Genomic DNA, 23,290 nt, shown 5'->3' on the forward strand with positions numbered 1-23,290 from the left:
CGGTGCCCGGAGGACTCAGCGGGGCCCGGCGAGCGATCGCAGGGACACGGCCATGATAAGGGCGGTCAGCCCGCCGCAGATCATCACGGTGGAGATCGGGAAGGCGTCGACGAGACGGCCGCCGAGGAACGCGCCGAGGGCGAAGGTCGCCTGGAACGAGGAGGTGAAGACGACCATGGCGGCCTCGGGCGCGTGCGGGGCGGCGCCGGCGAACGGCGCCTGCGAGCAGACGGGCACGCCGCCGTAGGCCAGGCCCCAGAGCACCAGTGCCACCGTGGCGCCGGCGGCCGTGGTGCCCACCCAGGGCAGCAGCAGGGTGACGGCCGCGATCAGGAAGCCGCAGGCCGCGAAGGCGCCTCGGGGGTGCGTGGTGACGGCCCTGCCCGCCAGGAAGTTGCCGGCGATCCCGGCCACGCCGTACGCCAGCAGGACGGCGCTGACGGCCGCGGGACGCAGACCGGTGACGTCCTGGAGGAAGGGCGTGACGTAGGTGTAGGTGCCGAAGTGGGCCAGGACGACGAGGAAGGTGGCCAGCAGGGCGGCGGCGGCGCCCCGGGTGCGCAGCAGGCCGATCAGGACACGGAGGCCGGTGGCCCGGTCGCCGGGCAGCGGCGGCAGCAGCGCCAGCAGGGCGGCCAGGACGAGGACGGCCAGCGCGGCCAGGGCGAGGAACGAGACCCGCCAGCCGGCGAGCTGGCCGAGGAGGGTTCCGGCCGGCACGCCGAGCACGGAGCCCAGCGGCACGGCGGAGAAGATCACGGCGGTGGCGGTGCCGACGGACGGCGGCGCCACCAGGCGACCGGCCAGCCCCGCCCCGATCGACCAGAAACCGCCGATGGTGAGGCCGACGAGCACCCTGGAGACCAGCATGACCCAGTAGGAGGCGGCCCCGGCCGCCAGGACGTCGGCGACGGCGAGCACCGCCATGAGGACGCACAGCATGACGCGGCGGTCCAGACGGGCGGTGGTCAGCGTGACGACGGGCGCGGCGACCGCGGCGACGACACCGGGCAGCGTCATGGTGAGCCCCGTGATGCCGTCGGAGACGCCGAAGTCGGCGCCGATGTCGGGCAGCAGGCCGATGGGCAGGATCTCGCTGGTGACGATGGCGAAGATCCCCAGTGTGAGCGAGATGATCGCGAGCCAGTCGATGAGGGCCGGGCGGGGCCGGGTGAGCGTGGTCGTCGGCATGGTTCCCGTCCAGGCGAGGGCGTGCGGACTGCGGGCATCCAGCCAAGCAGCGACGAGGCGGTGAGCACCGGCAGGTTTCGGACCACACCATCGCCGGGGAGGGCGTGGGCGGGTTCCGGACCGCGTCGTCTCTGGACCACGGCGTCGCCCGGGAGGGCGTAGACGGGTTCCGGACCGCGTCGTCCTGAGGACCGCACCGTCGCCGGGGCGGGCGCCGGGTACCGGCGCCCGCTCAGAAGTTGGAGATCACGCTGGTGAAGACCTGGTCGATGGTGTCGGGCCGGGAGGAGTCGTAGGCGGCGCCGTCGGTGGCCTCGGCGATCCGCCGCAGCACGTCCTGGTCCGCGCCCTCGCCGTAGCCGATGGTGAACAGGCGCACCTCCGGGTTGAGCCGCGTGAGCAGGTGGTTCAGGTCACTGCCGCCGTTCTTCTCGTTCTTGCCGTCGGTGAGGAAGACCACCGCGTTGATCGCCTCCTCGTCCCTGGCGCGGCGCATCCGGTCGACGGCCGCGAGGACGGTGTCGTAGAGGCCGGTTCCGCCCTGGGCGGTCAGCTCGCCGATCCGGTCGCGCAGCGCGGAGCCGGTCTTCGACACCGGTTCGACGCCGACCAGCTCCCGGTAGTCGCGGCCGCCGTCCTGCCCGGTGGAGAAGGCCCACAGCCCGACGCGGTCGTCCCCGCGGAACTGCGGCAGCGCGCCGGCCACCGCCTTCTTGGCCAGCTCCAGGCGGCTCTGCCCGGTGCCGGTGGCCTCCTCCTCCATCGAACCGGACCTGTCCACCACGATCAGCACGTTGGCCCGCTTGCGCAGCTCCGACCAGCTCCGCAGGACCTTGTCCATGACGGACGGGGTGGGCGGGCTGAGCGCGGTGATCTTCGCGTCGGGGACGACGCCGTTCTCCCGGGTGGCCCGGGGCCCCGGCCTGCCGTCGAAGCCGCGGTAGCCGTACTCGGTGAACTTCGCCTGCACCGGCGCGCTGTGCAGGTAGGCCAGGAAGTCGTCGGCGACCGCCTTCTTCGCCGGGTCCATCCAGGTCAGCGGCACGTAGGGGTGGTCGGAGTAGAGCGTGCCCTCCTTGGGGTTCACGGCCACCAGCGGGGTGCGCGGCGGGGCGTGCCGGCCCAGCGTGGCCGGGTTGCCCGACGGGTTGCCCCGGTTGTAGTCGGTGACCGAGTTCTCCTCGATGGTGATCGCGGAGATGTAGGACATCGCCTCGCCGCGGTCGTCGGCGCGGAGCAGGTTGCCGAGGAAGGTCATGGAGATGTCGCCGTAGTGGACGATCGACTGCTCGACGCCCTTGACGAAGGCGCGGGTCTTCGCGTCGGCGACGTCCGCGGCGGTCAGGTCGGACGTCGTGCCGGTGGCGGCGAAGTAGGCGCCGATGGTGGCGTTGAGACCGCTGCTGGAGTAGTTCGGGTTGGTCTTGCCGAGCTTGAACCGGCCCCACTCCGGGTGCCCGTACTTCGCCCAGCCCCGCGGGTCACCGGCCAGAGCGGCCAGGTCCGACCAGCCGACGGCCTTGCCCGGCCAGCCCAGTGCCTCGGCCATCGGCCTGGGCATCGCGAAGACCAGCGGGGCGGTCACGATCGGGACGGGTTTCGCGTCGGCGACCGGAACGGTGCCGTCGGAGCCTCCGGCCTGCTGGCGCAGCAGCGTCACCCACGCCGAGGCGGCGGGCGACCACACGTCGGGCCGCGGGCCGTCGGTGTCCTTCCAGCCCCGGGCGAGCGCCCGCATCGCGGTGCCGGAGTTGGCCTCGTCGACCACCACCTCGGCGCACCGGCCGGCGACGGCCCGGCCGTTGTACGCCTTGGCGGCCTCGCGCAGCAGCCAGATCTTGTCCTGGGAGGACGCCAGGCGGATCCGCGTCGCCTCGCCCCGGCAGGCGCTCGGCTCGGCGACGCCCGATTCCCGGCCGGTGTACCAGCGCAGTCCGGCGATCAGCCCGACGGCGAGCACCACGGCCAGGAGGTAGGGCAGGATCCTCCGGCGGGGACGTGCGGGGGTGTAGGCCACGGGGTGATCGTAGGAAGGCCGGTCCGCCGGGACAAGGGAAACGCCGGGGGACGCCGTCTCCCCTGGTTATTCCGAATTTTCGGGCATTCCGGAACCTGCTTTCCGGCCTTCCGATTCTCCCGGCTCCTCTTGATCGCCCCCGGCCTCTCCGCCTCCCGGCCTCTCCGCCTCCCGGCCTCTCCGCTCCGAATCCGGGCCGCTCCCGGCCTCCCTGCTCCCCGGCTTTCCCGCTCTCCGGCTTCCCGCTCCGAATCCGGGCCACTCCCGGCTCCGGAACCGGGCCGCTTCCGGCTCGGGCCGGGACCGGCCTCCCGGCTCCGGAACCGGGCCACTCCCGGCCCGAGCCGGTGCGGGGCCGGTCAGCCGGTGACCCTCCGGTGCAGCAGGTCGGCGAGCGTGGCGTGCAGCTCCTCCAATGGGCGGTCCGGGTGCAGCGCCCGGCGCTCGATGGACACGGTCACCACCATGCCGAACACGGCGGTCGCCGCGGTCTCGACGTCCAGGCCCTCCCGGACCAGGCCCTCGGCCACCGCCCGGCGCAGCACGTCGGCGTAGACGCCCAGCACCTGGTCGCGCAGCCTGGCCACCGCGTCCTGCCAGGCGGTGCGCCACATCTCGGCGAGCAGCACCCGGGCGAACGCGCCGTACTCCTCGAAGAACCGGAGCTGCGCCATGACCACCGCGTCCAGGGCCTCCAGTGCCGTGGCGCCAGCCGGCACGGCGTCACCCGGTGCGGCGGGGCCCGGCCCGCCCGGTGCGGCTCCGCCCGGTCCGCCCGCAGAGGCCGCAGAGGCCGCCGAAGTCACCGAGGCCGCCGGGGCGGGCGAGGCCGCTTCGGCCAGCGCGCCGGCCAGGCGCTCGATGCCGTGGTCGAGCATCGCCGCGAACAGCGCCTCCTTGCTGCCGAAGTTGTAGAACACGGTGCCCTTGGCCACCCCGGCGCGCTCGGCGATCGCCTCCACCGTGGCGGCGGTGTAGCCCTGCTCGGCGATCACCTCCACGGCCGCGGTGAACAGCTTCAGCCGGGTCTCGGCCCGCCGCCCTCCCGTCTTCGCCGCTGTCTTCGACGAGGCCGCGCCGGCGGTCACAGCGCCAGCTCCGGGTGGAGGCGGCGCAGCGACCAGGTGCGGCCCTTGTTCACCGCGCGGACCGTCAGCGCGAGGCCCACCGCGACGGTCAGGCCCAGAACTCCGCAGGCCTGCCAGACCACGGTGAGGTCGCCGCCGCTGATCAGCCGGCGCAGCGCGCTGACCACCCAGCTCATCGGCAGCCACGGCGAGATCGTCTGGAAGAAGCCCGGCGAGGTCTCGATCGGGTACGTGCCGGCCGAGGAGGTGAGCTGCAGCATCAGCAGGGCCAGCACCACGACCCGGCCCGGCGGGCCGAGCAGCGCGTTGACCGCCTGCACGACCGCGAGGAACGCCGCCGCGGTGAGCAGCAGGATCCCGGCCACCCCGGCCCAGTGGGCGGCCTCCATGCCGAGCCCGAAGCGCAGCACCGCCAGCAGCACGCCCACCTGGGCCGCGCCCAGCACCAGGCCCGGCAGCCAGCCGCCCACCGCGATCCGCCACGCGGTGGCCGTGCCGGCGAGGAGACGGGGGTTGAGCGGCCGCAGCACCATGTAGCTGACCATAGCGCCCACCCACAGGGCGAGCGGGACGAAGAACGGCGCGAAGCCGGTGCCGTAGTTGGGAACCTCGTTGAGGACCTGCTTGGCCACTCTGACCGGCTCGCTCATCATGTCGCTGCGGTCGGCGCGCTCGCCCTTGCCGTAGTCGGGGATCTCCCCGGCCCCGTCGCCGAGCTTGTCGCTCAGCTCCGCGGAGCCGTCGGTGAGCTTGCCGAGGCCGGTGCTGAGCTCCCCCGCGCCCCGGTGCAGGCGGCCGACGCCGCTGTCGACCCGGGCCGCGCCGTCGCTCAGCTTGACGATGCCGCCGTTGAGCCGGGCCAGTCCGCCGGACAGCTGTCCGGCGCCGTCACCGAGCTTCGCCAGCCCGGCGGTGAGCTTGCCGTTCGCCGCCGACGCGTCGCCGAGCCCTTGGGACACCTTGGCCGAGCCGTCCGCCAGCTTGCCCAGCCCCGCGTCCAGCTCGTTGATCTTGTCCCTGATCTGGCCGAGCCGTTCACCGGCGGTCGGGGCGAGCTTCGCCGTACGGTCCGCGATCTCGGAGATCCGCTGGGCGCTCTGCCGCAGCCGGGCCACGGCGTTTCCGGCGTCACCGCCGCCCGCGCCGTCCAGGCCGCTCGCGACCTCCTGGGTGGACTGGGTGAGCCGGTCGGCGACGGCCCGCAGCCGCGGGTCGGCGTCGGGGTCGTCGTCCAGCAGGTTCCGCAGTTCCTGCGCCTGCCGACCGGCCTGGTCCGCGTTCTGCCTGACCGCGCCGGGCAGCGCCCCCGCGCCGTCGGCGACGTCGTCCGCGCCGCGTCGCACGGCCTCGGCGAGCGCCGCGAGACGCGTGCCGTTCTCCTCCAGAGCCGGGATGACCTCATCGGCCACGGCGTTGAGCTTCGTCACCTGTCCGTGGACCTGCCCGTAGACCTTGGCGTTGCCCTTCGCGACCTGCTCGGCGCCGCTCGTGAGCTTGGTCAGCCCCGCACCCAGCTTGCGTGAGCCGCTCTCCGCCTCGCCCAGACCTCCGGCCAGTCTGTCCGCGCCGGCCGCCAGCTTCCCGGTCGCGGTGTCGGCGCTGCCCAGGCCCACGGCGAGCTGGTGGGCGCCGTTCCGGGCCTGGCCGAGGCCGTCGTTCAGGGAGGACGCGCCCTCGCCGGCCTTCGCCGCGCCGTCGTGGAGCTCGTCCGCGCCGTTCGCGGCCTTGGCGGTGGCGTCGTGCAGCTCCCCGAAGGAGACGAAGACGTCGTCCCAGTAGTCCTTGAGCGCGGTGCGGCCCGCCGCCTCCCTGACCTCGGCGAACACCGCGTCGGAGATGGTGCCCATGATGTAGCTGCGGCCGGTGTCCACCCGCACGCCCAGCTCGGCGGGGGTGGGTGTGCCGTCCTTCTCGGACGGCGAGGCGAGATGGGCGCTGAAGTCGGCGGGGATGGTCAGCGACAGGTAGAAGCTCCCGTCGTTGACGCCGTCGGCGGCCTCGCGGGCGTCGACCCGGTGCCAGTCGAAGACCTTCCGGTCGCGCAGCTCGTCGGCCAGGTCGCGGCCCGCGTCGATCGTCCTGCCGCCGGCTTCGGCGGGCCGGTCCTCCATGACGAGGGCGACCGGGATGTTCTCCAGGTGGCCCTGCGGGTCCCAGAACGACCACAGGTACAGCCCCGCGTACAGCAGCGGCAGCATCACCACGCCGGCCAGCGCCGAGCGGGTCAGCCGTGAGCGGGTGAACCGCCGCAGCTCCAGCCGTCCCGGTCCCAGCGCCCTCATCGGTTCTCTCCTTCGTGTTCCTCGCGTGCCGCGTGTCCGTCGTCCTCGCCGCCCCCGCCCGGTACGGCTCCCGCTCCGCGCCCGTCCGGCGCCTTCCCGTCCGGCGTCCCCCCGTCCGGCGTCCCCCCGTCCGGCGCGTCCCGGCGCGGCGCGGTCCGAGCCCGGCCGGCGGGCGGCTCCGGCGGTGACTGCCCGGCGAAGGGGACGACCGCGCCCGCCGTACCCGCCTCGGCTTCCGGGGCTTTCGGGGCCTCCGGGGCCGCGGCTCCGGAGGGCAGGCGCACCGACGGCACCGGGGCGTCCTCGACGCAGGAGGCGACGACGGTCAGCCCCAGGGCGGCCAGGTCCGACAGCGTCCCCCAGATCGCCTCCCTCCGGTCCGCGGTGACGCCGACGTCGATGTCGTCGGCGACCAGCAGCCCCGGTTCGTCGAGCAGCGCGAGGGCGACGCCCAGGCGGATCCGCTGCTCCCGCCCCAGGTCGCGGACCAGGGTCCGGTCATCGGGCGGAAGGTCCAGGCCGGCCAGCTCCAGGGCACGCGCGGCGCGCGCCTCCTGCCGGCCGCGCCGGAGGAGACCGGGGGACCGCTCGTGCAGGTGCTCGGCGACCGACAGCGCCTTCTCCAGGTCGTTCACCCCGTCCACCAGGCCGAGCGCGGCGATCCGCCGGATCGTCTTCGGCGTGGTGTGCCCGGCGACCGAGAGCGTGCCCTCGGTGGGCCTCATCCGCCCGGCCAGGGTGAGGAGCAGGCTCGTCCGCCCGGTGCCGGCCTGGCCTGTGACCGCCGTGACGCCGCCCGGCTCGGCGTGGAGGGTGACGCCGCGGTAGGCCCAGCCGTGGTCGCCTCTCAGCGACAGACCCGTCGCGCGCACCTCGGCTCCTCGGAACACCACGCACCCTCCGTTCTTTAAACTGACCAGTCAGTATAAAAAATATCACGTGAAAAGAGCCCTGCCCGAGGGCGGGCAGGGCTCTCGGCGGCCGGCCCTCCGCGGACCGGCCTTCGGCGGACCGGCTTCGGGTCTCCGGCCTCCGGCGGGCCCGTTCCGGTCTCCGGTCCTCCGGTCCCCGGCCTTCCGGCCTCCCCACCGGAAGGCCGGGGGCCGGAAGGGGCCGGGTGGCGGGCCTCAGGCCGTCGCGGCGCCGTACCGCTGCAGGAAGAGCGCCTCGGCCAGGATGTTGCGGCGGAGCTCGCCGAGGTCCACGCGCTCGTTGGGCGCGTGGATCGAGGCGTCGTCGTCCTCGGCGCCGAACAGCAGGATCGACGCGGCCGGGAACTGCCTGGCCAGTGTGGAGACCAGCGGGATCGAGCCGCCCGTGCCGACGTCGCGCGGCGGGCGGCCGTAGGCGCGCTCCATCGCCTCGTTCAGCGCGGTGCGGGCCGTGCCGCCGGAGTCGGCGAGGAATCCGGAGCCGGCGACGTAGTCGCTGAAGCTCACCTTGACGCCCCAGGGGGCGACCTGGTTGAGGAAGTCGACCACGGACTCGACGGCCGTCCTCGGGTCGGCGGCAGGGGGGACCCGTACGGTCACCCGGGCGCGCGCGACCGGCTGGACCGCGTTGATGGCCCCGGCGACGGTCGGCACGTCGAGGCCGGTGACCGTGATGGCGTAGGAGGCCCACAGCCGGTCGGCCAGCGAGCCCGAGCCGACCAGTGAGACGCCGTCGAGCACGCCCGCGCCCTTGCGGAAGTCCTCCTCCGAGGGGCCATCCCCCAGGAAGACGCCGTGCGGCAGGCCGGGGACGCGGACGTCGCCGTTGTCGTCGTGCAGCGAGGCCAGCATGCGGAGCAGCGCGGCGAGGGCGTCCGGGGCGGCGCCGCCGAACGTGCCGCTGTGCAGCGCCTCCTCCAGGGTGCGCACCTCGACGGTGAAGGCGCCCATCCCGCGCAGGGAGGTCGTCACCGCCGGGTCGTCGACGTGCGGGTTGCCGGTGTCGGCCACCACGATCGCGTCGGCGCGGAGCAGCTCGGGGTTGCGCTCGACGAACGCCTCCAGGCGCTCCCCGGCGTACTCCTCCTGGCCCTCGATGATGACCTTGACGCCCACCGGGAAGCGGCCCTGGAAGACGCGGAGGGCGGCCACGTGGGAGATGACGCCCGACTTGTCGTCGGCGGCGCCGCGGCCGTGGAGGGCGCCGTCGATCTCCGTCGGCTCGAAGGCCGGGGTGCGCCACAGCACCGGGTCCCCGGCGGGCTGGACGTCGTAGTGGGCGTAGAGCAGGACGGTCGGCGCGCCGGGAGGCGCCGGGGCCTCGGCGTAGACGGCGGGGAAGCTGCCGTCCACCGGGATCTGGCGGACGTGCGGCAGCCCCGCGCTGCGCAGCAGCTCCTCGGTGGCGGCGGCGGCCGCGTGCACCGGCTCCTCCGGGTGGCCGGGGAAGGCCACCGAGGGGATGGCGACGAGCCGCTTGAGGTCTTCGACCGCCTGAGGCATGCCGGCGGCGACGGCGCCCTCGATCTCGTCAGGAGTCACGAACTTTACCCCGCATCTCGATATCTGATCGTTTCCGTTGTGGAGCGGCCGGTGAGGTGGGCCGCTCCAACGTCCGATTCCAGCACATCCCACTTCCGACCTGCGGCCCGAGGGGCGTGCGCTGCCCGTTCCGCCCCGATATGAGTGCGCGGATTTCGTTGCCGTAGCGTACCGCAGCCACGGATTTCGACGCTGTTTCACATCGAAGCCACGTTTTCACTTGTCAATGTCCGTATTTTCCGGGCACACTGGTTGGCAGCCCAGCTCAGCGAGGGAAGATGGCAATGACGCACCCCGAAAACACCGACGTGGCCTCGATCATGCGGGCCGCCCAGGACAACCTCTGGATGCACTTCACCCGGCACGGCGCCTACCAGGACTCCGAAGTGCCGATGATCGTCCGTGGTGAGGGCTCGTACATCTACGACGTCCACGGCAAGCGCTACCTCGACGGGCTCGCCGGGCTGTTCGTCGTCCAGGCCGGCCACGGCCGCAGCGAGCTGGCCGAGGCCGCCGCCAAGCAGGCCCAGGAGCTGGCGTTCTTCCCCCTGTGGTCCTACGCCCACCCCAAGGCCGCCGAGCTCGCCCAGCGCCTGGCCGAGCAGGCCCCCGGCGACCTCAACCGGGTCTTCTTCACCACCGGCGGCGGCGAGGCCGTCGAGACCGCCTGGAAGCTCGCCAAGCAGTACTTCAAGCTCACCGGCCGCCCCCTCAAGCACAAGGTCATCAGCCGCCAGATCGCCTACCACGGTACCCCGCAGGGCGCCCTGTCGATCACCGGCATCCCGGCCTTCAAGCAGATGTTCGAGCCGCTCGTCCCCGGCTCGGTGCGGGTGCCGAACACCAACCACTACCGCGCCGACGAGATCACCGGCGTGCCCGGCATGACCCCCGAGCAGTACGGCTACTGGGCCGCCGAGCGCGTGGCCCGCGCCATCGAGATGGAGGGCCCCGACACCGTGGCCGCCGTCTTCGTCGAACCGGTGCAGAACGCCGGCGGCTGCTTCCCGCCGCCCCCCGGATACTTCAAGCGCCTGCGCGAGATCTGCGACGAGTACGACGTCCTGCTGGTCTCCGACGAGGTCATCTGCGCCTTCGGCCGCCTCGGCACCATGTTCGGCGGGCAGAAGTTCGACTACGTCCCCGACATCATCACCTGCGCCAAGGGCATGACCAGCGGTTACTCCCCGATCGGCGCCATGATCGCCTCCGAGCGGCTGTTCGAGCCGTTCAAGGGCGGCACCGAGATGTTCGCCCACGGCTACACCTTCGGCGGACACCCCGTCTCCTCCGCCGTCGCCCTGGCCAACCTCGACCTGTTCGAGCGCGAGGACCTCCTGGGCCACGTCACCCGCAACGAGCCGGTCTTCCGCGCCACCCTGGAGCGCCTGCTCGACCTGCCCATCGTCGGAGACGTCCGCGGCTCCGGATACTTCTGGGGCATCGAGCTCGTCAAGGACAGGACCACCAAGCAGACCTTCGACGCCGACGAGTCCGAGCGCCTGCTCCGCGGTTTCCTGTCCAAGGCCCTGTTCGACGCCGGGCTGTACTGCCGCGCCGACGACCGCGGCGACCCGGTCATCCAGCTCGCCCCGCCGCTCATCTGCGGTCCCAAGGAGTTCGACGAGATCGAGTCGATTCTGCGCTCCGTGCTGACGGAGGCGTGGAGCCTGCTCTAGCCGTACGGCGCCGCGCCGCGCGCCGCGCGTCCCCGTACCGGTGCGCGGCGCTACCCTGCCCCTTCACCCCCCGCTTCTCCGGCGTCCCGTCGGCACCGAAAGGAACCGCGATGAAGATCGGCGTGCCCGCCGAGGTCAAGAACCACGAATACCGCGTCGCCGCCACCCCGGCGGGCGTGCACGAACTCGTCCGCCACGGCCACGAGGTGTACGTCCAGCGCGACGCCGGCCTCGGCTCGCACCTGCCCGACGAGGACTACCTCTTCGCCGGCGCCAAGATCCTCGACACCGCCGACGAGGTCTGGGCCGAGGCCGAGATGATCCTCAAGGTCAAGGAGCCGATCTCGGAGGAGTACCACCGCATGCGCGAGGGTCAGGTGCTCTTCACCTACCTGCACCTCGCCGCCGGCCGCGAGTGCGCCGACGCCCTGCTGGAGCGGAAGGTCACCGGCATCGCGTACGAGACCGTGCAGGTCGGCGACACCCTGCCGCTGCTCGCCCCGATGTCGGAGGTCGCCGGCCGCCTCGCCCCGCAGGTGGGCGCCTACAACCTCATGCGCTTCAACGGCGGCCGCGGCATCCTGCCCGGCGGCGTGCCCGGCGTGGCCCCGGCGAAGGTCGTCGTCATCGGCGGCGGCGTCTCCGGACTCAACGCGGCGCAGATCGCGGTCGGCATGGGCGCGGACGTCACGGTCCTCGACCTCAACATCGACCGCCTGCGCCACATCGACGCCGTCTACCAGGGCCGCCTGAAGACCCTCGTCTCGAACTCCTACGCCATCGAGCGGGAGGTCCTCGCGGCCGACCTGGTCATCGGCGCGGTGCTGATCCCCGGCGCCAAGGCCCCCACCCTCGTCTCCAACGACCTGGTCTCCCGGATGAAGCCGGGCTCCGTGCTCGTCGACATCGCCATCGACCAGGGCGGCTGCTTCGAGGACTCCCGGCCGACCACGCACGCCGAGCCGACCTACAAGGTGCACGACTCGGTCTTCTACTGCGTGGCCAACATGCCGGGCTCGGTGGCCAACACCTCCACCTACGCGCTGACCAACGCAACCCTGCCGTACGCGGTCAAGCTGGCCGGCCTGGGCTGGAAGTCGGCCCTGCAGCAGGACCCCGCCCTCGCCCCGGGCCTCAACACCCACGACGGACGGCTCACCAACGACCAGGTGGCACTCGCCCTCGACCTGCCGTACACGCCGGTCTCCGAGGTCCTCGCCGCCTGACCCGACCCCGTACGGCCCGCTTCCCGCGCTCCTGCCGCGCGGGGCGGGCCGTACGGCTGTGCGCGGCCGGGCCGTGCGAGGCGGGACCCGTACGGCCTGTGCGAGGCGGGCCCGGTACGGCCTGTGCGGGACCGGCCGTGCGGGGCGGCGTCAGAGCGGCCAGGACGAGCGCAGGTCGCGGGCGACCGCCAGGACCCGCTCGACCTCGGAGGGGGTCGGCCACGGGGCGCCGCCCGGGCGCAGCAGCGTGTCCCGCACCGAGGCCAGGTGCGCGAGCGCGTCCCGCGGGAGGTCGCTCCGCCCGGCCAGCCACGCCAGCGCGCCGGCGCGGTCGCGCGGCGGCCGGGTCACCAGATCCCAGGTGCCCAGGATCTCGGTCAGGTCCGCCACCTTCAGCGGGGTGCCGCCCTGCCGCGCCACGGCGGCGGCCGTCAGCTCGGCGCGGGCCACCAGCTCCGGCGAGGCCGAACGGTCCCAGAACGGCGGGAGCACGACCGCCGGCCGCCGCTGCCCCGCCTCCACGGTCGGCGAGGCCAGCTCGGCGGCGGCCCCGCGGTGCCCGGCCCGCGCCGCCTCCCGGAACCAGCGCCGCCCGCCCCGCACGTCGCCGCGTTCGGCGATCAGCAGCAGGCCGAAGGTGAAGGCCGCCTCCGGGTCGCCCCCGGCCGCGGCCCGGCCCAGCCAGTGGCCGGCCGTCCGCGGATCGCCCAGCTCCACGCACACGAACCCCGCCATCCGCTGGTCGTCGATCCGCCCGGCGCGGGCGGCCCGCTCGAACCAGGCGCGGGCGGTGCGCAGGTCACCGCGGGACAGCGCGATCCCACCGAGCTGGGACGCGGCGCCGGGATGCTCGCTCTTGGCCGCGAGCCGGTAGAACGCCTCGGCCCCCTCGGGGTCGCGGTCGGCCCGCAGGAACAGCCCCAGGTGGTAGGCGGCGTCGGCGTGGCCGCCCCGGGCCGCCAGCTCCCACCAGCGCAGCGTCTCGTCGTCCTCGCCGCGGGTGTAGGCGATGAACCCCAGGTCGTGGGCCGAGGCCAGGTCGCCCGCCACCGCCGCCCTGCGATGCCACTCCCCGGCGGCCCTCGTCTCACCGGCGTCCTCGCAGATCAGCGCCAGCCGCCGCGCCGCCGCCCGGCATCCGCCCCGCGCCGCCGCCTCGAACCAGCGCCGCGCGCCGGGCACGTCGCCGCGCTGCTCCAGCAGGAGCCTCGCCAGACCGGCCGCCGCCTCGGCGTCACCGGCGTCCGCCGCCAGCTCGTACCACCGCACGGCGTCGTCGGAACCGCCGTGCGTCTCGTGCCACAGGCCCAGGTTGTAGGCGCTGTCCATGTTTCCCCCGGCGGCGGCCCGCTCCCACCAGCGGCGGGCCGCCGCCCGGTCGCCGCGCCGGGCGAAGTGCCGGCCCAGCAGGTGCGCGGCCCGCGTGTCGCCGCCGTACGCGGCCGACAGCAGCTCCGCCTCCTCGTCCGGGCCGAGACCCGGGTCGGGATCCGGCCCGATGTGCGGATCGAGACCCGGCCCGGGAGCCGGGCCGGGGCCCGGATCGGGGCCGGAGCCGTGGCGGCCGCCACGGGGAGGCGGCACCGCCGTACTCCGGGGGGTCGCCCGGGTCGAAACCGTCTCCGGACCATCGGGCCACCACCCCATGTCACCCTCCTCGTCAGGACATCCGACAGATTGCCACGTGACCGGGCGAGCACGGAGTGTAATTGAAATTTTTCCCGGACGGGCCGAAAAATGACCGCCTTTCGCAGGGGCGGCCGTTACGCCGCCGCGCCGGTGCGCGCCGTACCCGTCAGTCGTTCCGGTGACGGGCGGGGAACGGGATCGACACGGAGCGTGACCGGCGACGTGCCGTACCGGGCAGGGGGCGGGACGCGGTCTCGGGGGTCGGCCTCAGGTCGGCGGACCTCCGATGCGTTGTCATGACGACCACCATGATTCCCCTTAGTGTCCTTGTGAACACGATGAGTATTCCAGGCGCCGCCTCGCGGGGCGGAGGGTTCGCAAAGGGAGGGTCAGGTCCAGCCGGGGCGGACCAGGCCGGTCTCGTAGGCGATGACGACGAGCTGGGCGCGGTCGCGGGCGTGCAGTTTGACCATGGCCCGGCTGACGTGGGTCTTGGCCGTGGCGGGGCTCATGAACAGCTTGGCGGCGATCTCGTCGTTGGTCATGCCGGTGCCGACGAGGCCGAGCACCTCGCGCTCACGGTCGGTGAGCAGGGCGAGCTCGCGGGCCGGGTGGGGCTGCTTGGCGCGGCTGGCGTACTCGGCGATCAGGCGGCGGGTCACGCCGGGGGAGAGCAGCGCGTCCCCGGCGGCCACGACGCGGACCGCCTGGATCAGCTCGTCCGGTTCGGTGTCCTTGACCAGGAAGCCGCTGGCGCCGCCCCGCAGGGCCTCGAAGACGTACTCGTCCAGCTCGAAGGTCGTCAGGATGATGATCTTCGGGCCGGGGGGCATCCGGCGGGTGGCGGTCAGGCCGTCCATGCCCGGCATGCGGATGTCCATCAGCACCACGTCGGGCCCGTGCTCGGCGGCCAGCCTCAGGGCCTGCTCCCCGTCGGCGGCCTCGGCCACCACGGTCATCCCGGGCTGGGCGTCGAGCAGGGCGCGGAACCCGGCCCGGACCAGCGCCTGGTCGTCGGCGATGACGATCTTTATCATGCGGTCTCCTGGGATCATGGGGCCTCTCCGGCGGATCGCGCGCCTTCCCCGGGAGGCCGTGGACCGTCCTGTCCCGCGCCGTCCCGCGGTGCCTGCCGCGAGCCCTCTTCGGGGGGCCGTGCGTCCTCTTCGGGCGAGCGTGCGCTCCCCTCGGGGATCGGCAGCCGCGCCTCGACGCGGAAGCCCCGCCCGTACGGCTCGGCGGTCAGCGTGCCGCCGAGGGCCGCGGCCCGCTCCCGCATGCCGGGGATGCCGTTGCCGCCGCCCAGGCCGCTGCCCGGCCCGCCCGCGGGGGCGTCTCCGCCGGTGTCGGTCACCCGCACCACCAGCTCGCGCGGGCCGTACTCCAGCCGGACGGCGACGGAGGCGCCGGGGGCGTGCCGGGTGACGTTGGTGAGGGCCTCCTGGACGATGCGGTAGCCGGCCCGGTCGACGCCCGGCGGCAGGGTCCTGACGGCGCCGGTGACCTCGGTGGCGACCGGCAGCCCGCTGCGCCCGGCCAGCTCCTCCAGCCGGTCCAGCCCGGCGGTGGGGGAGCGGGGGGCGCCGTCGCGCAGCACGCCGAGGACCGAGCGCATCTCGGTCAGCACGTCCTTGGAGGCGTGCTTGATCGTGGTGAGCGCGGTGCGGGCCTGCTCGGGGTGGTCGTCGATGAGGTGCAGCGCGGTGGACGCCTGCACGTGGATGAGGGAGATGTTGTGCGCGAGGACGTCGTGCAGCTCCTGGGCCATGGTCAGCCGCTCCTCGCTGGCCTGCCGCCGGGCCTCCTCCCGCGCCACCCGCCGCTGCTCGGTGAGCCGTTCGCGGCGGGCGCGGACGAACTCGCCCGTCGCGAGGACCGTTCCCATGGCGGCGGCGATGGCCAGGATGTGCCACAGCCCGGGGCTGGGGACCGGGGCCAGCCAGGTGGTGTAGACGACGAAGAACACGTAGGTCACGGCCGAGGAGATCCAGGCGGCGCGCCGGTGGCCCAGGGTGACGGCGGTGTACAGGGCGATGGCCGGGCTGAAGAAGATGGGCCCGTAGGCGTGGCCGCGGAGGATGAAGACCCAGGTGGCGGCGATGTTGACGGCCAGGGTGAGGGCCGGGTGGCGGCGCCGTACGGCCAGGGCCAGCGGCCCGGCGACCAGCAGCGCGTTGCCGAGGAGGTCGACAGGGAGGCGGTCGGGCTGGTTCCACTGCGCGCCCTGGGTCGTCACGACCTGCACGGCCGCCACGAGCAGGGGGAGCAGCGGGTCTATCCATCGGGTTCCGGCGCGCACGCCCGAACTTTACGCCCGCCCACCGCCCGGTTCGTCCCCCCGGCGCGGCAGGGCCGGCTACGCCGTCCGCGGTAGCCGGAGGCCGGTCGGCGGCGGTTTCCGGGAAGCCGCCGGTGGTTTCCGGGAAGCCCGCGGCGGTCCGGGGGCCGTCGGTGGTTTTCCGAGGCCGCCGGTGGTTTCCGCGAAGCCGGTCGTCGGCGGACGGGGAACTGACGAAGGCCGCCTGGATTCGACCGGCGGCGGACGGGAATTCGACCAAGGTCATGCGAAGGGCTGACAGAACGAGCGAACCGCGAAAGGCTGGGGCGAGCTGACTGTGGGAGGCCAAAGGTCAACGACCCCCTCCTGAAGGAGGGGGCTTGAGGTGCAGTGATGCGCTTTGAAGCCCCGCGTTGACCAGCACGAGTCGATCATCTGAAGGAGGTGCATTCGATTGACTACGTTTCACGTGGGTGAGCAGACCCACCGGCAGGTGCTTCCTCAGCCTGCCGCTCTGGAATCCGTGAGAGCGGACAACCCCGAGGGTGGGGACGAAACGGCTTGCGGACTCCCGGCCTCGCCGGGCGCCGGCGTGGAACATGGGCGAGGGGAGATCGAAGCGGACGGCACCGGTCTGTTTCGGCGTCACCCCGAGGGCGCTTCGGCGCCTGAGGGAGCGAACCGTGAGGTTCACCCGGCCGTGTTCGTCCTCGACGCCCACGGCCACCCGCTCGACCCGTGCCACCCCGCCCGCGCTCGTCGCCTACTGGCGTCCGGGCGGGCGGTGATGGTGCGCCACACCCCGTTCGTCATCCGGTTGCGTGACCGCGTGGCCGCCGATTCCACCGTCCAGGGCGTCGCGGTCGGCATCGACCCCGGCTCCAAGCACACCGGCATCGCCGTGTTCACTGACCGCGACGGAAGTCGAACTGGGAGATATGCGATCCAGCTCGACCACCGAGGCGGGCAGATCCGCGACAAGCTCAGTGCGCGGGCCGCACTGCGCCGGGGTCGCCGGTCGCGCAACCTGCGCTACCGCGCACCCCGATTCAACAATCGCACCAAACCCAAGGGGTGGCTCGCGCCGTCCCTGAAGCACCGCGTGGACACCACCATGTCCTGGGTGGCGCGGCTGAGGCGCTGGGCACCCGTCCGTACCGTCCATGTGGAACGGGTCTGCTTCGACACCCACGCCATGTCGGCCGGGAGGCCGCTCGAAGGGGCGCGATACCAGCGGGGCACTCTGGTCGGGTGCGAGGTCCGCGAGTACCTGCTGGCCAAGTGGGGCCGGGTGTGCGCCTACTGCGGCACGCAGGACGTGCCCTTGAACATCGACCACATCCACCCGCGTTCTCGTGGCGGCTCCGACCGGATCAGCAACCTCACCGTGGCGTGCGTCCCGTGCAACCAGGCCAAGAGCGCCACTCCGATCGAAGGATTCCTTCGGGGCAAGCCCACACTCCTGGCGAAGGTCCTCAAGCTGGCGAAGGCGCCGTTGCGTGACGCCGCCGCCGTCAACGCCACCCGGCGGGCGCTGGAGGCGACCGGTCTGCCGGTCGCGTCGGCCTCGGGCGGGCGCACCAAGTGGAACCGCTTTCGGACCGGCGCGCCGAAGCCGCACACCCTGGACGCCGTGCACATCGGCCACCTGGAGACCGTGACCGGCCGGCCGTCGACGACCTTGGTGGCCAAGGCGACCGGGCGCGGCACCTACGCCCGTACCCGCGCCGACCGCCACGGCTTTCCGAGACTGCGGCTACCTCGTACCAAAACCGTTCGGGGCTTCCGGACCGGGGACCCGGTCCGGGCAAACGTCCCGACAGGCGAGAAGGCCGGAGTGCACACCGGCCGGGTCGCGGTCCGTTCCACCGGCAGTTTCAACATCACCACCCGGCACGGCACCGTGCAGGGCATCGGCCACCGCCATATGCGCGTACTCCAACGCGCGGACGGTTACGGCTACACGACCCAACCAGAAGCGCGGTACCGTACCGCGTTTCCTCCCCCACCTGAAGGCGGGGGTTTCCACGCTGGAGGAATTCGATGATCGATCGCCGTCTCGCCCTGCCTCTGGCGGTGGTCCTGGCCGGAGGATCCGTACTCTTCACCCAGCCCGCACTCGCCGCACCGGCGGGTCGCCCGATGTCACCCGGACACCCGATGTCCCCCGGCCATCCGGCGGCGTCCGGCCACGGGGTGGAGAAGAAAGCCGTCGCCGAGGGATACGGCGGAGCGGTCGCGACCGTCGACCTGGACGCCAGCCGGGCCGCGCTGGGCGTGTTGCGCCGCGGGGGCAACGCCGTGGACGCGGCGGTCGCGGCCGCCGCCACGCTGGGGGTGACCGAACCGTTCTCGGCGGGTCTGGCCGGGGGCGGGTTCATCGTCTACTACGACGCCCGGCGCGGAAAGGTCCACACGATCGACGGCCGGGAGACGGCGCCGAAGGCGATGACCGCCTCCTCCCTGGAGGGCATCCCGTTCGACGACGCCGTCACCAGCGGGCTGTCGGCCGGGGTGCCGGGCAGCGTGGCGCAGTGGGAGCTGGCCCTGCGCCGCTTCGGCACCATCTCGCTGAGGCAGGCGCTCCAGCCCGCGGCCGAGGTCGCCTCCCGGGGCTTCACCGTCGACCAGACCTTCCACGACCAGGTGGCCGCCAACGCCGCCCGCTTCGCGGACTTCACCTCCACCGCCCGGCTGTACCTCCCGGGCGGCGCGCCGCCGCGGGTCGGCTCCACCTTCCGCAACCCCGAGCTGGCCGCCACCTACCGCACCCTCGGCCGGGAGGGCGGCGACTGGCTGTACCGCGGGCGGCTCGGCGCGGAGATCGTGGCCACGGTGAAGAAGCCCCCCGTCACCCCCGGATCCACCCGGAACGTACGGCCCGGCCTGATGGAGACGTCCGACCTCGCGGCCTACCGGGCGCTCGAACGGCCGCCCACGAAGGTCTCCTACCGGGGCATGGACGTGTACGGCATGGCGCCGCCGTCCTCGGGCGGCTCGACGGTGGGCGAGGCGCTCAACATCCTGGAGGCCCTGCCGGACGTGGGCCTGCACGAGTATCTGGAGGCGTCCCGGCTCGCCTTCGCCGACCGCAACAAGTACGTCGGCGACGTCCCTGGCGTGCCGCTGGAGCAGCTGCTGTCGGACGGCTTCGCCAAGGAGCGCGCCTGCCTGATCGGCGACCGTGCGATGCCCCACCCCGCCCCCGCGGGCAGCCCCGACGGCTCCTACGAGCCGTGCGCCCCCGCCGCCCCGGCCGGTGAGACGGCCGAGGAGGCCCCACAGGGGCCGGAGACGACCCACATGGTCATCACCGACAGGTGGGGCGGCGTGGTCGCCTACAACATCACCATCGAGTCCACCGGGGGCAACGGCATCGTCGTCCCGGGCCGGGGCTTCCTGCTCAACAACGAGCTGACCGACTTCACCTTCGGCCCCGCGCCCGGCGACCCCAACCTCCCCGGGCCCGGCAAGCGCCCGCGCTCGTCGATGGCGCCGACCATCGTCCTGAAGGACGGCAGGCCGCTGCTCGCCGTGGGCTCACCGGGCGGCGCGACGATCATCACCACCGTCCTGCAGATCCTCGTCAACCGCTGGGAACTCGGCATGACGATGCCCGAGGCGCTGGCCGCGCCGCGCGCCAGCCAGCGCAACACCGCCCAGACCCAGGCCGAGCCCGCGTTCATCGAGCGCTACGGCGCCGAGCTGACGGCCAAGGGGCACGCCTTCGCGCCGACCCCCGAGATCGGCGCGGCCACGGCCGTGGAGTTCCTGCCCGGCGGCAGGCTCCAGGCGGTCGCCGAACCCGTACGGCGGGGCGGCGGCAGCGCCCTGGTGCTGAGCGAACGCCGCTAGGGGCCACCGGCGCCCCGGCACGCGGGGCGTCCGGGTCCTGTCTCGTGTGTCCCGTGGGTTCCGACGGGACACACGGGACGGGAGCGGCTCCGCGTGGCGGGGACGCTCCGGCCGTCGATGGGGGACGCGGTCGTCCATGCACAGGCAAAAGCGCCGGGGGAACCCCACCGGCGCTGCTTCGTCCGCGTGCCTCGTCCGAGTCGCGGGCCGCGGGCCCGCGATCAGGGCGTCTCAGATCATCAGGTACGCGACCACGGCGATGACGGCCAGCACCACGACCGCTATCGCGATCGGCACGACCGGCGACTTCTTCTGAGGGGCCGCCTCCGGCTCCGCCCCCTGGGCGAACGCGCGGAACTGCTGGGTGCTGCCGGCCGGGTCAATCTGCGGATCAGACATGGGACGACTTTAGCGATATAGCGGGTTCTTCCACCACCACTCATGCCATTTTCGCGAAGAGCCCGGCCGCTCTCCCCGCACTCCCTCCCTGCTGGAGACGGGACCGCCGATCCGGGCGGATAGCGTGGTGTCATGCTCCGCATCCTGTTCTCGCCCCGCGCGCTGGTGCTCCACCTGCTCGCGGTCGGGGCCCTCGTCGTGTGCGCGCTGCTCGGCCGATGGCAGCTCGGCGTCTTCGAGGACTCGGGGAAGCCCCGCGCGGCGCGCGACCCAGCCCCGGTGGCCGTGCAGACCCTCGCCAAGCAGGGAAGCCACCTGACGAGCGACGCGGTCAGCCGCCGGGTGACGGCGCAGGGAACGTTCGAGCGGTCCAGGCAGCTCCTGGTGGCCGAACGCGACGGCGGCCTGTGGCTGCTCGTCCCGCTCGATCTCGGGGACGGCACCGCGATCCCCGTCGTACGCGGATGGGTGCCCCGGGCCGACGACCCGGCCGTCGCCGCGGTGCCGGAGGGGACGGTGACCGTGACCGGGCGGTTGCAGCCCTCGGAACCGACCGACAGCGTGCCGCGCAGGGCGCGGGCGCTTCCGGCGGGGCAGGTGCTGACCGTTTCGTCGCCAGAGCTGATCAACCTGTGGCCGGGCGCCGGGCTGCGCGACGGGTTCGTGTCCGCCGAGACCCAGTCGCCCGCCCCGGCGGTCGCGGTCAAGCCGGTGAGCGTGCCCCCGCCGACCGAGCCCGGCGGGCTCACCTGGCGCAACCTCGCCTACGCCGCCCAGTGGTGGATCTTCGGGCTGTTCGCCGTCTTCATGTGGTGGCATTTCCTGCGCGACATGGTCCGCGGCCGTTCCGGCGGCCGGGACTCCGGCGCCGAACCGGCCGCCGCCTGATCCGCATATCGTTGCAGTGCCGACAACTCACAGACCGAGGTAGATGACCGTGGAATCCGCCCTCAAGCCCTTTCGTGTCCTGGCCTACATCGTCGGGACCATGCTGCTCGTCCTGTGCACGTGCATCGTGCTGCGGTACGGGTTCGACATCGAGGGGCCGTCGAAGGTCGTCTCGCCGATCCACGGCTTCCTCTACATGCTCTACCTCGTCGCCACGATGAACCTCGGGATGAAGGCCCGCTGGTCGTGGCCGTACGTCCTGGGCGTGATGCTCGCGGGCACGGTCCCGTTCCTGTCGTTCGTGTTCGAGCGGCGGGTCACCCACCGCGTGGAGGCCGAACTCGCCGCCGCGGCCCCCACGGCCGCCTGAGCCTTCGGCGCGGGCGCTCCACGGCGTCCGGGCCGGGGCGTGCGCCGTACGGAAGCGCGCAGGCCCGCGCCCCCGGCGGGGGCGCGGGCCTGCGGGTCGTCGTCTTCGGCGGTCTCAGGTCTTCCCGGGGGCTCGGCGGTCCGGAGGCGTCAGCGGCCGATGCCGCGCCTGCGGGCGCGCTTGAGCCGCGCGCGCTGGGACGGGTCGAGCATGAGGTAACCGACCACCGGGGCGGCGATGACGCCCAGGACGATCAACCAGGTGACGATGCTCGGCAGGGGCAGGATCAGGGCGAGCACGATCACCGCGGCGGCCCCGACGGCGTACTTCTGGACGGGCGACATCCTCAACATCCTCCGAACGCGGAGCCGGCGCCCCGCCTTTAGTTCATTCTGCGTCGCCCGTCCAACGAGCGGGCCCGTCCCCCGGGTTCCGGCGAGATATATCTCGTGCGCCCGTGATCGCCGCGCCGTACCGCCCCGGAGTCTCCGCCGATCCCGAACCCCGCCGGCCCGGTCTCCGCGACCGGCCTCCCGCCGGCCCGGTCTTCGCGACGCGGATCCCCGGGTACGGCTCAGCTCGCCCGGGACAGGGCCGAGAGAACCCACCGGGTCGCCCGCATCGCTCCCGAGCGGGTGTGGTCGCCGGGGTCCTCGCCGCCTCCGCCGCGCTGGTACTGGACCGCGACCACGAGGTTGGCCGCGCGAAGGACCACGCCGCTGTTGTAGGTGATCTCGTTGGTGGTGGCGAAGGTGTACGCCTCCGCCGCGATGCCGGGTTGCGCCGTGACGGGCCTGGCCGTCCGCAGCGGGGAGCCCGCCGGGGTCCTGTCCTTCTTCGCCTCGGCGGCCATGAAGCGCGCGTAGCCCGCGTGGGCCTTCTCGCCCGTCGGGTAGCGCAGGACCTCGACGGCGAGCCTGTACTGGAGGTTCCGTGGCAGCTCGCGGTCCTCGGTGCCCCAGCCGCATCCGGTCTTCCCGTCGGGCTGCGGCTCGGCGGCCAGCGACAGCTCGGCCGCCTGCTCCGCGGAGATCAGCGAGCAGGGGTCGGGGGCGGCGGCGAAGGAGGCGGGCAGCGTGACCGGCGGTGGGGCGGCGGGGCCGGCGGGGCGGGGCCAGAGCCAGAACGCGGCGCCGGCCAGGAGCGCGGCGGCCGCCACCGCCGCCGTGACGAGGTGCCTGCGCCGGGACGAGGGAGGGGCGGGGGCGACCCGCTCCAGGGTGAGGCGGACCGAGGTGGCATCGGGGCGGTGCGCCGGGTCGGCCGCCAGCAGCCCCTCCACCAGCGGCGCGAGCGGGCCGGACGTCACCGTCCCGGTGGTGGGGTCGGGGTCGGCCAGGGGCATGCCGTTCACCACCGGAGGGAGGGATCCCGTGGCCGGAGCCCGGCCCTCCAGGGCGGTGAACAGGGTGGCGCCCAGGTCCCGCAGGTCGTCGGCGGGCGCGGGACCGGCGACGCCGGTCAGCACGACCCGGCCGTCCGCGCCGAGCAGCACGGTGTCGGGGGTGGCGGCGAGACGGACGCCCCGGCCGTGGGCGGCGGTCAGCGCGTCCAGCACCCGCAGGCCCACCTCGGCCGCCCGCTCGGGGGCGAGCGGCCCCTCGGCGCGCACGGTCTGCAGCAGCGAACGGCCGTCGACCGACTCCAGCACCAGCCACACCCGGTCCGGGGCGGAGATCACGTCGTGCAGGGCGACGACGCCGGGGTGGCGCAGGCCGGCGGCGGCCCGTACCTGGCCGAGGAGCCGGTCCCGGTGCGGGCCCGGCGGCGGGAGCCGTACCTCCGAGACGGTGACGTCGCGGTGGAGCACCTCGTCGCGGGCGCGCCAGGCGGTCCCGGTGCGGTCGCGGCGCTCCAGCAGACGGTAGCGTCCGGCCAGCAGGTTGCTGGGCGCGCTCACGCCACCCGCTCCGA

Annotated in this window: 18 protein-coding genes; 6 read left to right on the forward strand and 12 right to left on the reverse strand. The window is 73.6% G+C overall.

What is annotated here, in order from left to right:
- Positions 1–15: 15 nt before the first annotated feature.
- The 6 genes from ACFYSC_RS09625 to ACFYSC_RS09650 all read right to left on the reverse strand — a co-directional run bounded on the left by ACFYSC_RS09625 (position 16) and on the right by ACFYSC_RS09650 (position 9,052).
- On the reverse strand, positions 16–1,191 hold the full coding sequence (locus ACFYSC_RS09625; RefSeq protein WP_389959063.1) for an MFS transporter: 1,176 nt from the start codon (positions 1,189–1,191) through the stop codon (positions 16–18).
- Positions 1,192–1,423: 232 nt separating this feature from the next.
- Positions 1,424–3,208, reverse strand: a complete 1,785-nt coding sequence (locus tag ACFYSC_RS09630; RefSeq protein ID WP_389959065.1) for a substrate-binding domain-containing protein — start codon at positions 3,206–3,208, stop codon at positions 1,424–1,426.
- A 359-nt stretch (positions 3,209–3,567) separates the two neighbouring features.
- Entirely contained in the window at positions 3,568–4,296 is a 729-nt protein-coding gene (locus ACFYSC_RS09635; RefSeq protein WP_389959068.1) for a TetR/AcrR family transcriptional regulator, read from the reverse strand.
- Positions 4,293–6,578 carry a YhgE/Pip family protein gene (locus tag ACFYSC_RS09640; RefSeq protein ID WP_389959071.1) on the reverse strand — a complete coding sequence of 762 codons (2,286 nt, stop codon included), beginning with the start codon at positions 6,576–6,578 and terminating at the stop codon, positions 4,293–4,295. Before ACFYSC_RS09640 ends, ACFYSC_RS09635 begins: the two co-directional genes overlap by 4 nt.
- Complete coding sequence (locus ACFYSC_RS09645) at positions 6,575–7,471, reverse strand: ATP-binding cassette domain-containing protein (RefSeq protein ID WP_389959075.1); 897 nt, start codon at positions 7,469–7,471, stop codon at positions 6,575–6,577. The genes ACFYSC_RS09640 and ACFYSC_RS09645 overlap by 4 nt, the downstream gene beginning before the upstream one ends.
- A 234-nt stretch (positions 7,472–7,705) precedes the next feature.
- Complete coding sequence (locus tag ACFYSC_RS09650; RefSeq protein ID WP_389959077.1) at positions 7,706–9,052, reverse strand: M20/M25/M40 family metallo-hydrolase; 1,347 nt, start codon at positions 9,050–9,052, stop codon at positions 7,706–7,708.
- A gap of 284 nt (positions 9,053–9,336) precedes the next feature.
- On the opposite strand from ACFYSC_RS09650, the gene ACFYSC_RS09655 reads away from it, so the two are divergent.
- Positions 9,337–10,731, forward strand: coding sequence for an aspartate aminotransferase family protein (locus tag ACFYSC_RS09655; RefSeq protein WP_362929377.1), 1,395 nt, complete (start codon positions 9,337–9,339; stop codon positions 10,729–10,731).
- Positions 10,732–10,841: 110 nt separating this feature from the next.
- Positions 10,842–11,957 (forward strand): alanine dehydrogenase, encoded by a 1,116-nt coding sequence (gene ald / locus ACFYSC_RS09660; protein WP_362929379.1) that lies wholly within the window; start codon positions 10,842–10,844, stop codon positions 11,955–11,957.
- Positions 11,958–12,107: 150 nt separating this feature from the next.
- On the opposite strand, the gene ACFYSC_RS09665 is transcribed toward ald, so the two are convergent.
- The 3 genes from ACFYSC_RS09665 to ACFYSC_RS09675 form a co-directional block, all read right to left on the reverse strand.
- The gene (locus ACFYSC_RS09665; RefSeq protein ID WP_389959080.1) at positions 12,108–13,541 is read right to left on the reverse strand and encodes a tetratricopeptide repeat protein; all 1,434 of its coding nucleotides are present in this window, start codon (positions 13,539–13,541) and stop codon (positions 12,108–12,110) included.
- Between the two features lie 434 nt (positions 13,542–13,975).
- Positions 13,976–14,623, reverse strand: coding sequence for a response regulator transcription factor (locus ACFYSC_RS09670; RefSeq protein WP_362929385.1), 648 nt, complete (start codon positions 14,621–14,623; stop codon positions 13,976–13,978).
- A gap of 14 nt (positions 14,624–14,637) precedes the next feature.
- Entirely contained in the window at positions 14,638–15,885 is a 1,248-nt protein-coding gene (locus ACFYSC_RS09675) for a sensor histidine kinase (RefSeq protein WP_389959084.1), read from the reverse strand.
- A 679-nt stretch (positions 15,886–16,564) separates the two neighbouring features.
- On the opposite strand from ACFYSC_RS09675, the gene iscB reads away from it, so the two are divergent.
- Both iscB and ACFYSC_RS09685 read left to right on the forward strand, forming a co-directional pair.
- Positions 16,565–17,911 carry an RNA-guided endonuclease IscB gene (gene iscB / locus ACFYSC_RS09680; protein WP_389959087.1) on the forward strand — a complete coding sequence of 449 codons (1,347 nt, stop codon included), beginning with the start codon at positions 16,565–16,567 and terminating at the stop codon, positions 17,909–17,911.
- Positions 17,908–19,719 (forward strand): gamma-glutamyltransferase family protein, encoded by a 1,812-nt coding sequence (locus ACFYSC_RS09685; protein ID WP_389959090.1) that lies wholly within the window; start codon positions 17,908–17,910, stop codon positions 19,717–19,719. Before iscB ends, ACFYSC_RS09685 begins: the two co-directional genes overlap by 4 nt.
- Before the next feature lie 231 nt (positions 19,720–19,950).
- On the opposite strand, the gene ACFYSC_RS09690 is transcribed toward ACFYSC_RS09685, so the two are convergent.
- Positions 19,951–20,118, reverse strand: a complete 168-nt coding sequence (locus ACFYSC_RS09690; RefSeq protein ID WP_362943047.1) for a hypothetical protein — start codon at positions 20,116–20,118, stop codon at positions 19,951–19,953.
- 132 nt (positions 20,119–20,250) lie between these two features.
- On the opposite strand from ACFYSC_RS09690, the gene ACFYSC_RS09695 reads away from it, so the two are divergent.
- Positions 20,251–21,006, forward strand: a complete 756-nt coding sequence (locus ACFYSC_RS09695) for an SURF1 family protein (RefSeq protein ID WP_389959093.1) — start codon at positions 20,251–20,253, stop codon at positions 21,004–21,006.
- A 43-nt stretch (positions 21,007–21,049) separates the two neighbouring features.
- On the forward strand, positions 21,050–21,376 hold the full coding sequence (locus ACFYSC_RS09700) for a DUF3817 domain-containing protein (protein ID WP_362943041.1): 327 nt from the start codon (positions 21,050–21,052) through the stop codon (positions 21,374–21,376).
- A 149-nt stretch (positions 21,377–21,525) separates the two neighbouring features.
- Here the strand turns inward: ACFYSC_RS09700 and ACFYSC_RS09705 are convergent, their stop codons facing one another.
- Complete coding sequence (locus tag ACFYSC_RS09705; RefSeq protein ID WP_389959096.1) at positions 21,526–21,720, reverse strand: hypothetical protein; 195 nt, start codon at positions 21,718–21,720, stop codon at positions 21,526–21,528.
- Between the two features lie 230 nt (positions 21,721–21,950).
- On the reverse strand, positions 21,951–23,276 hold the full coding sequence (locus tag ACFYSC_RS09710) for a serine/threonine-protein kinase (RefSeq protein WP_389959099.1): 1,326 nt from the start codon (positions 23,274–23,276) through the stop codon (positions 21,951–21,953).
- Positions 23,277–23,290 lie beyond the last annotated feature (14 nt).

The sequence above is a fragment of the Streptosporangium sp. NPDC004379 genome (assembly GCF_042873875.1).
GTDB lineage: Bacteria > Actinomycetota > Actinomycetes > Streptosporangiales > Streptosporangiaceae > Streptosporangium.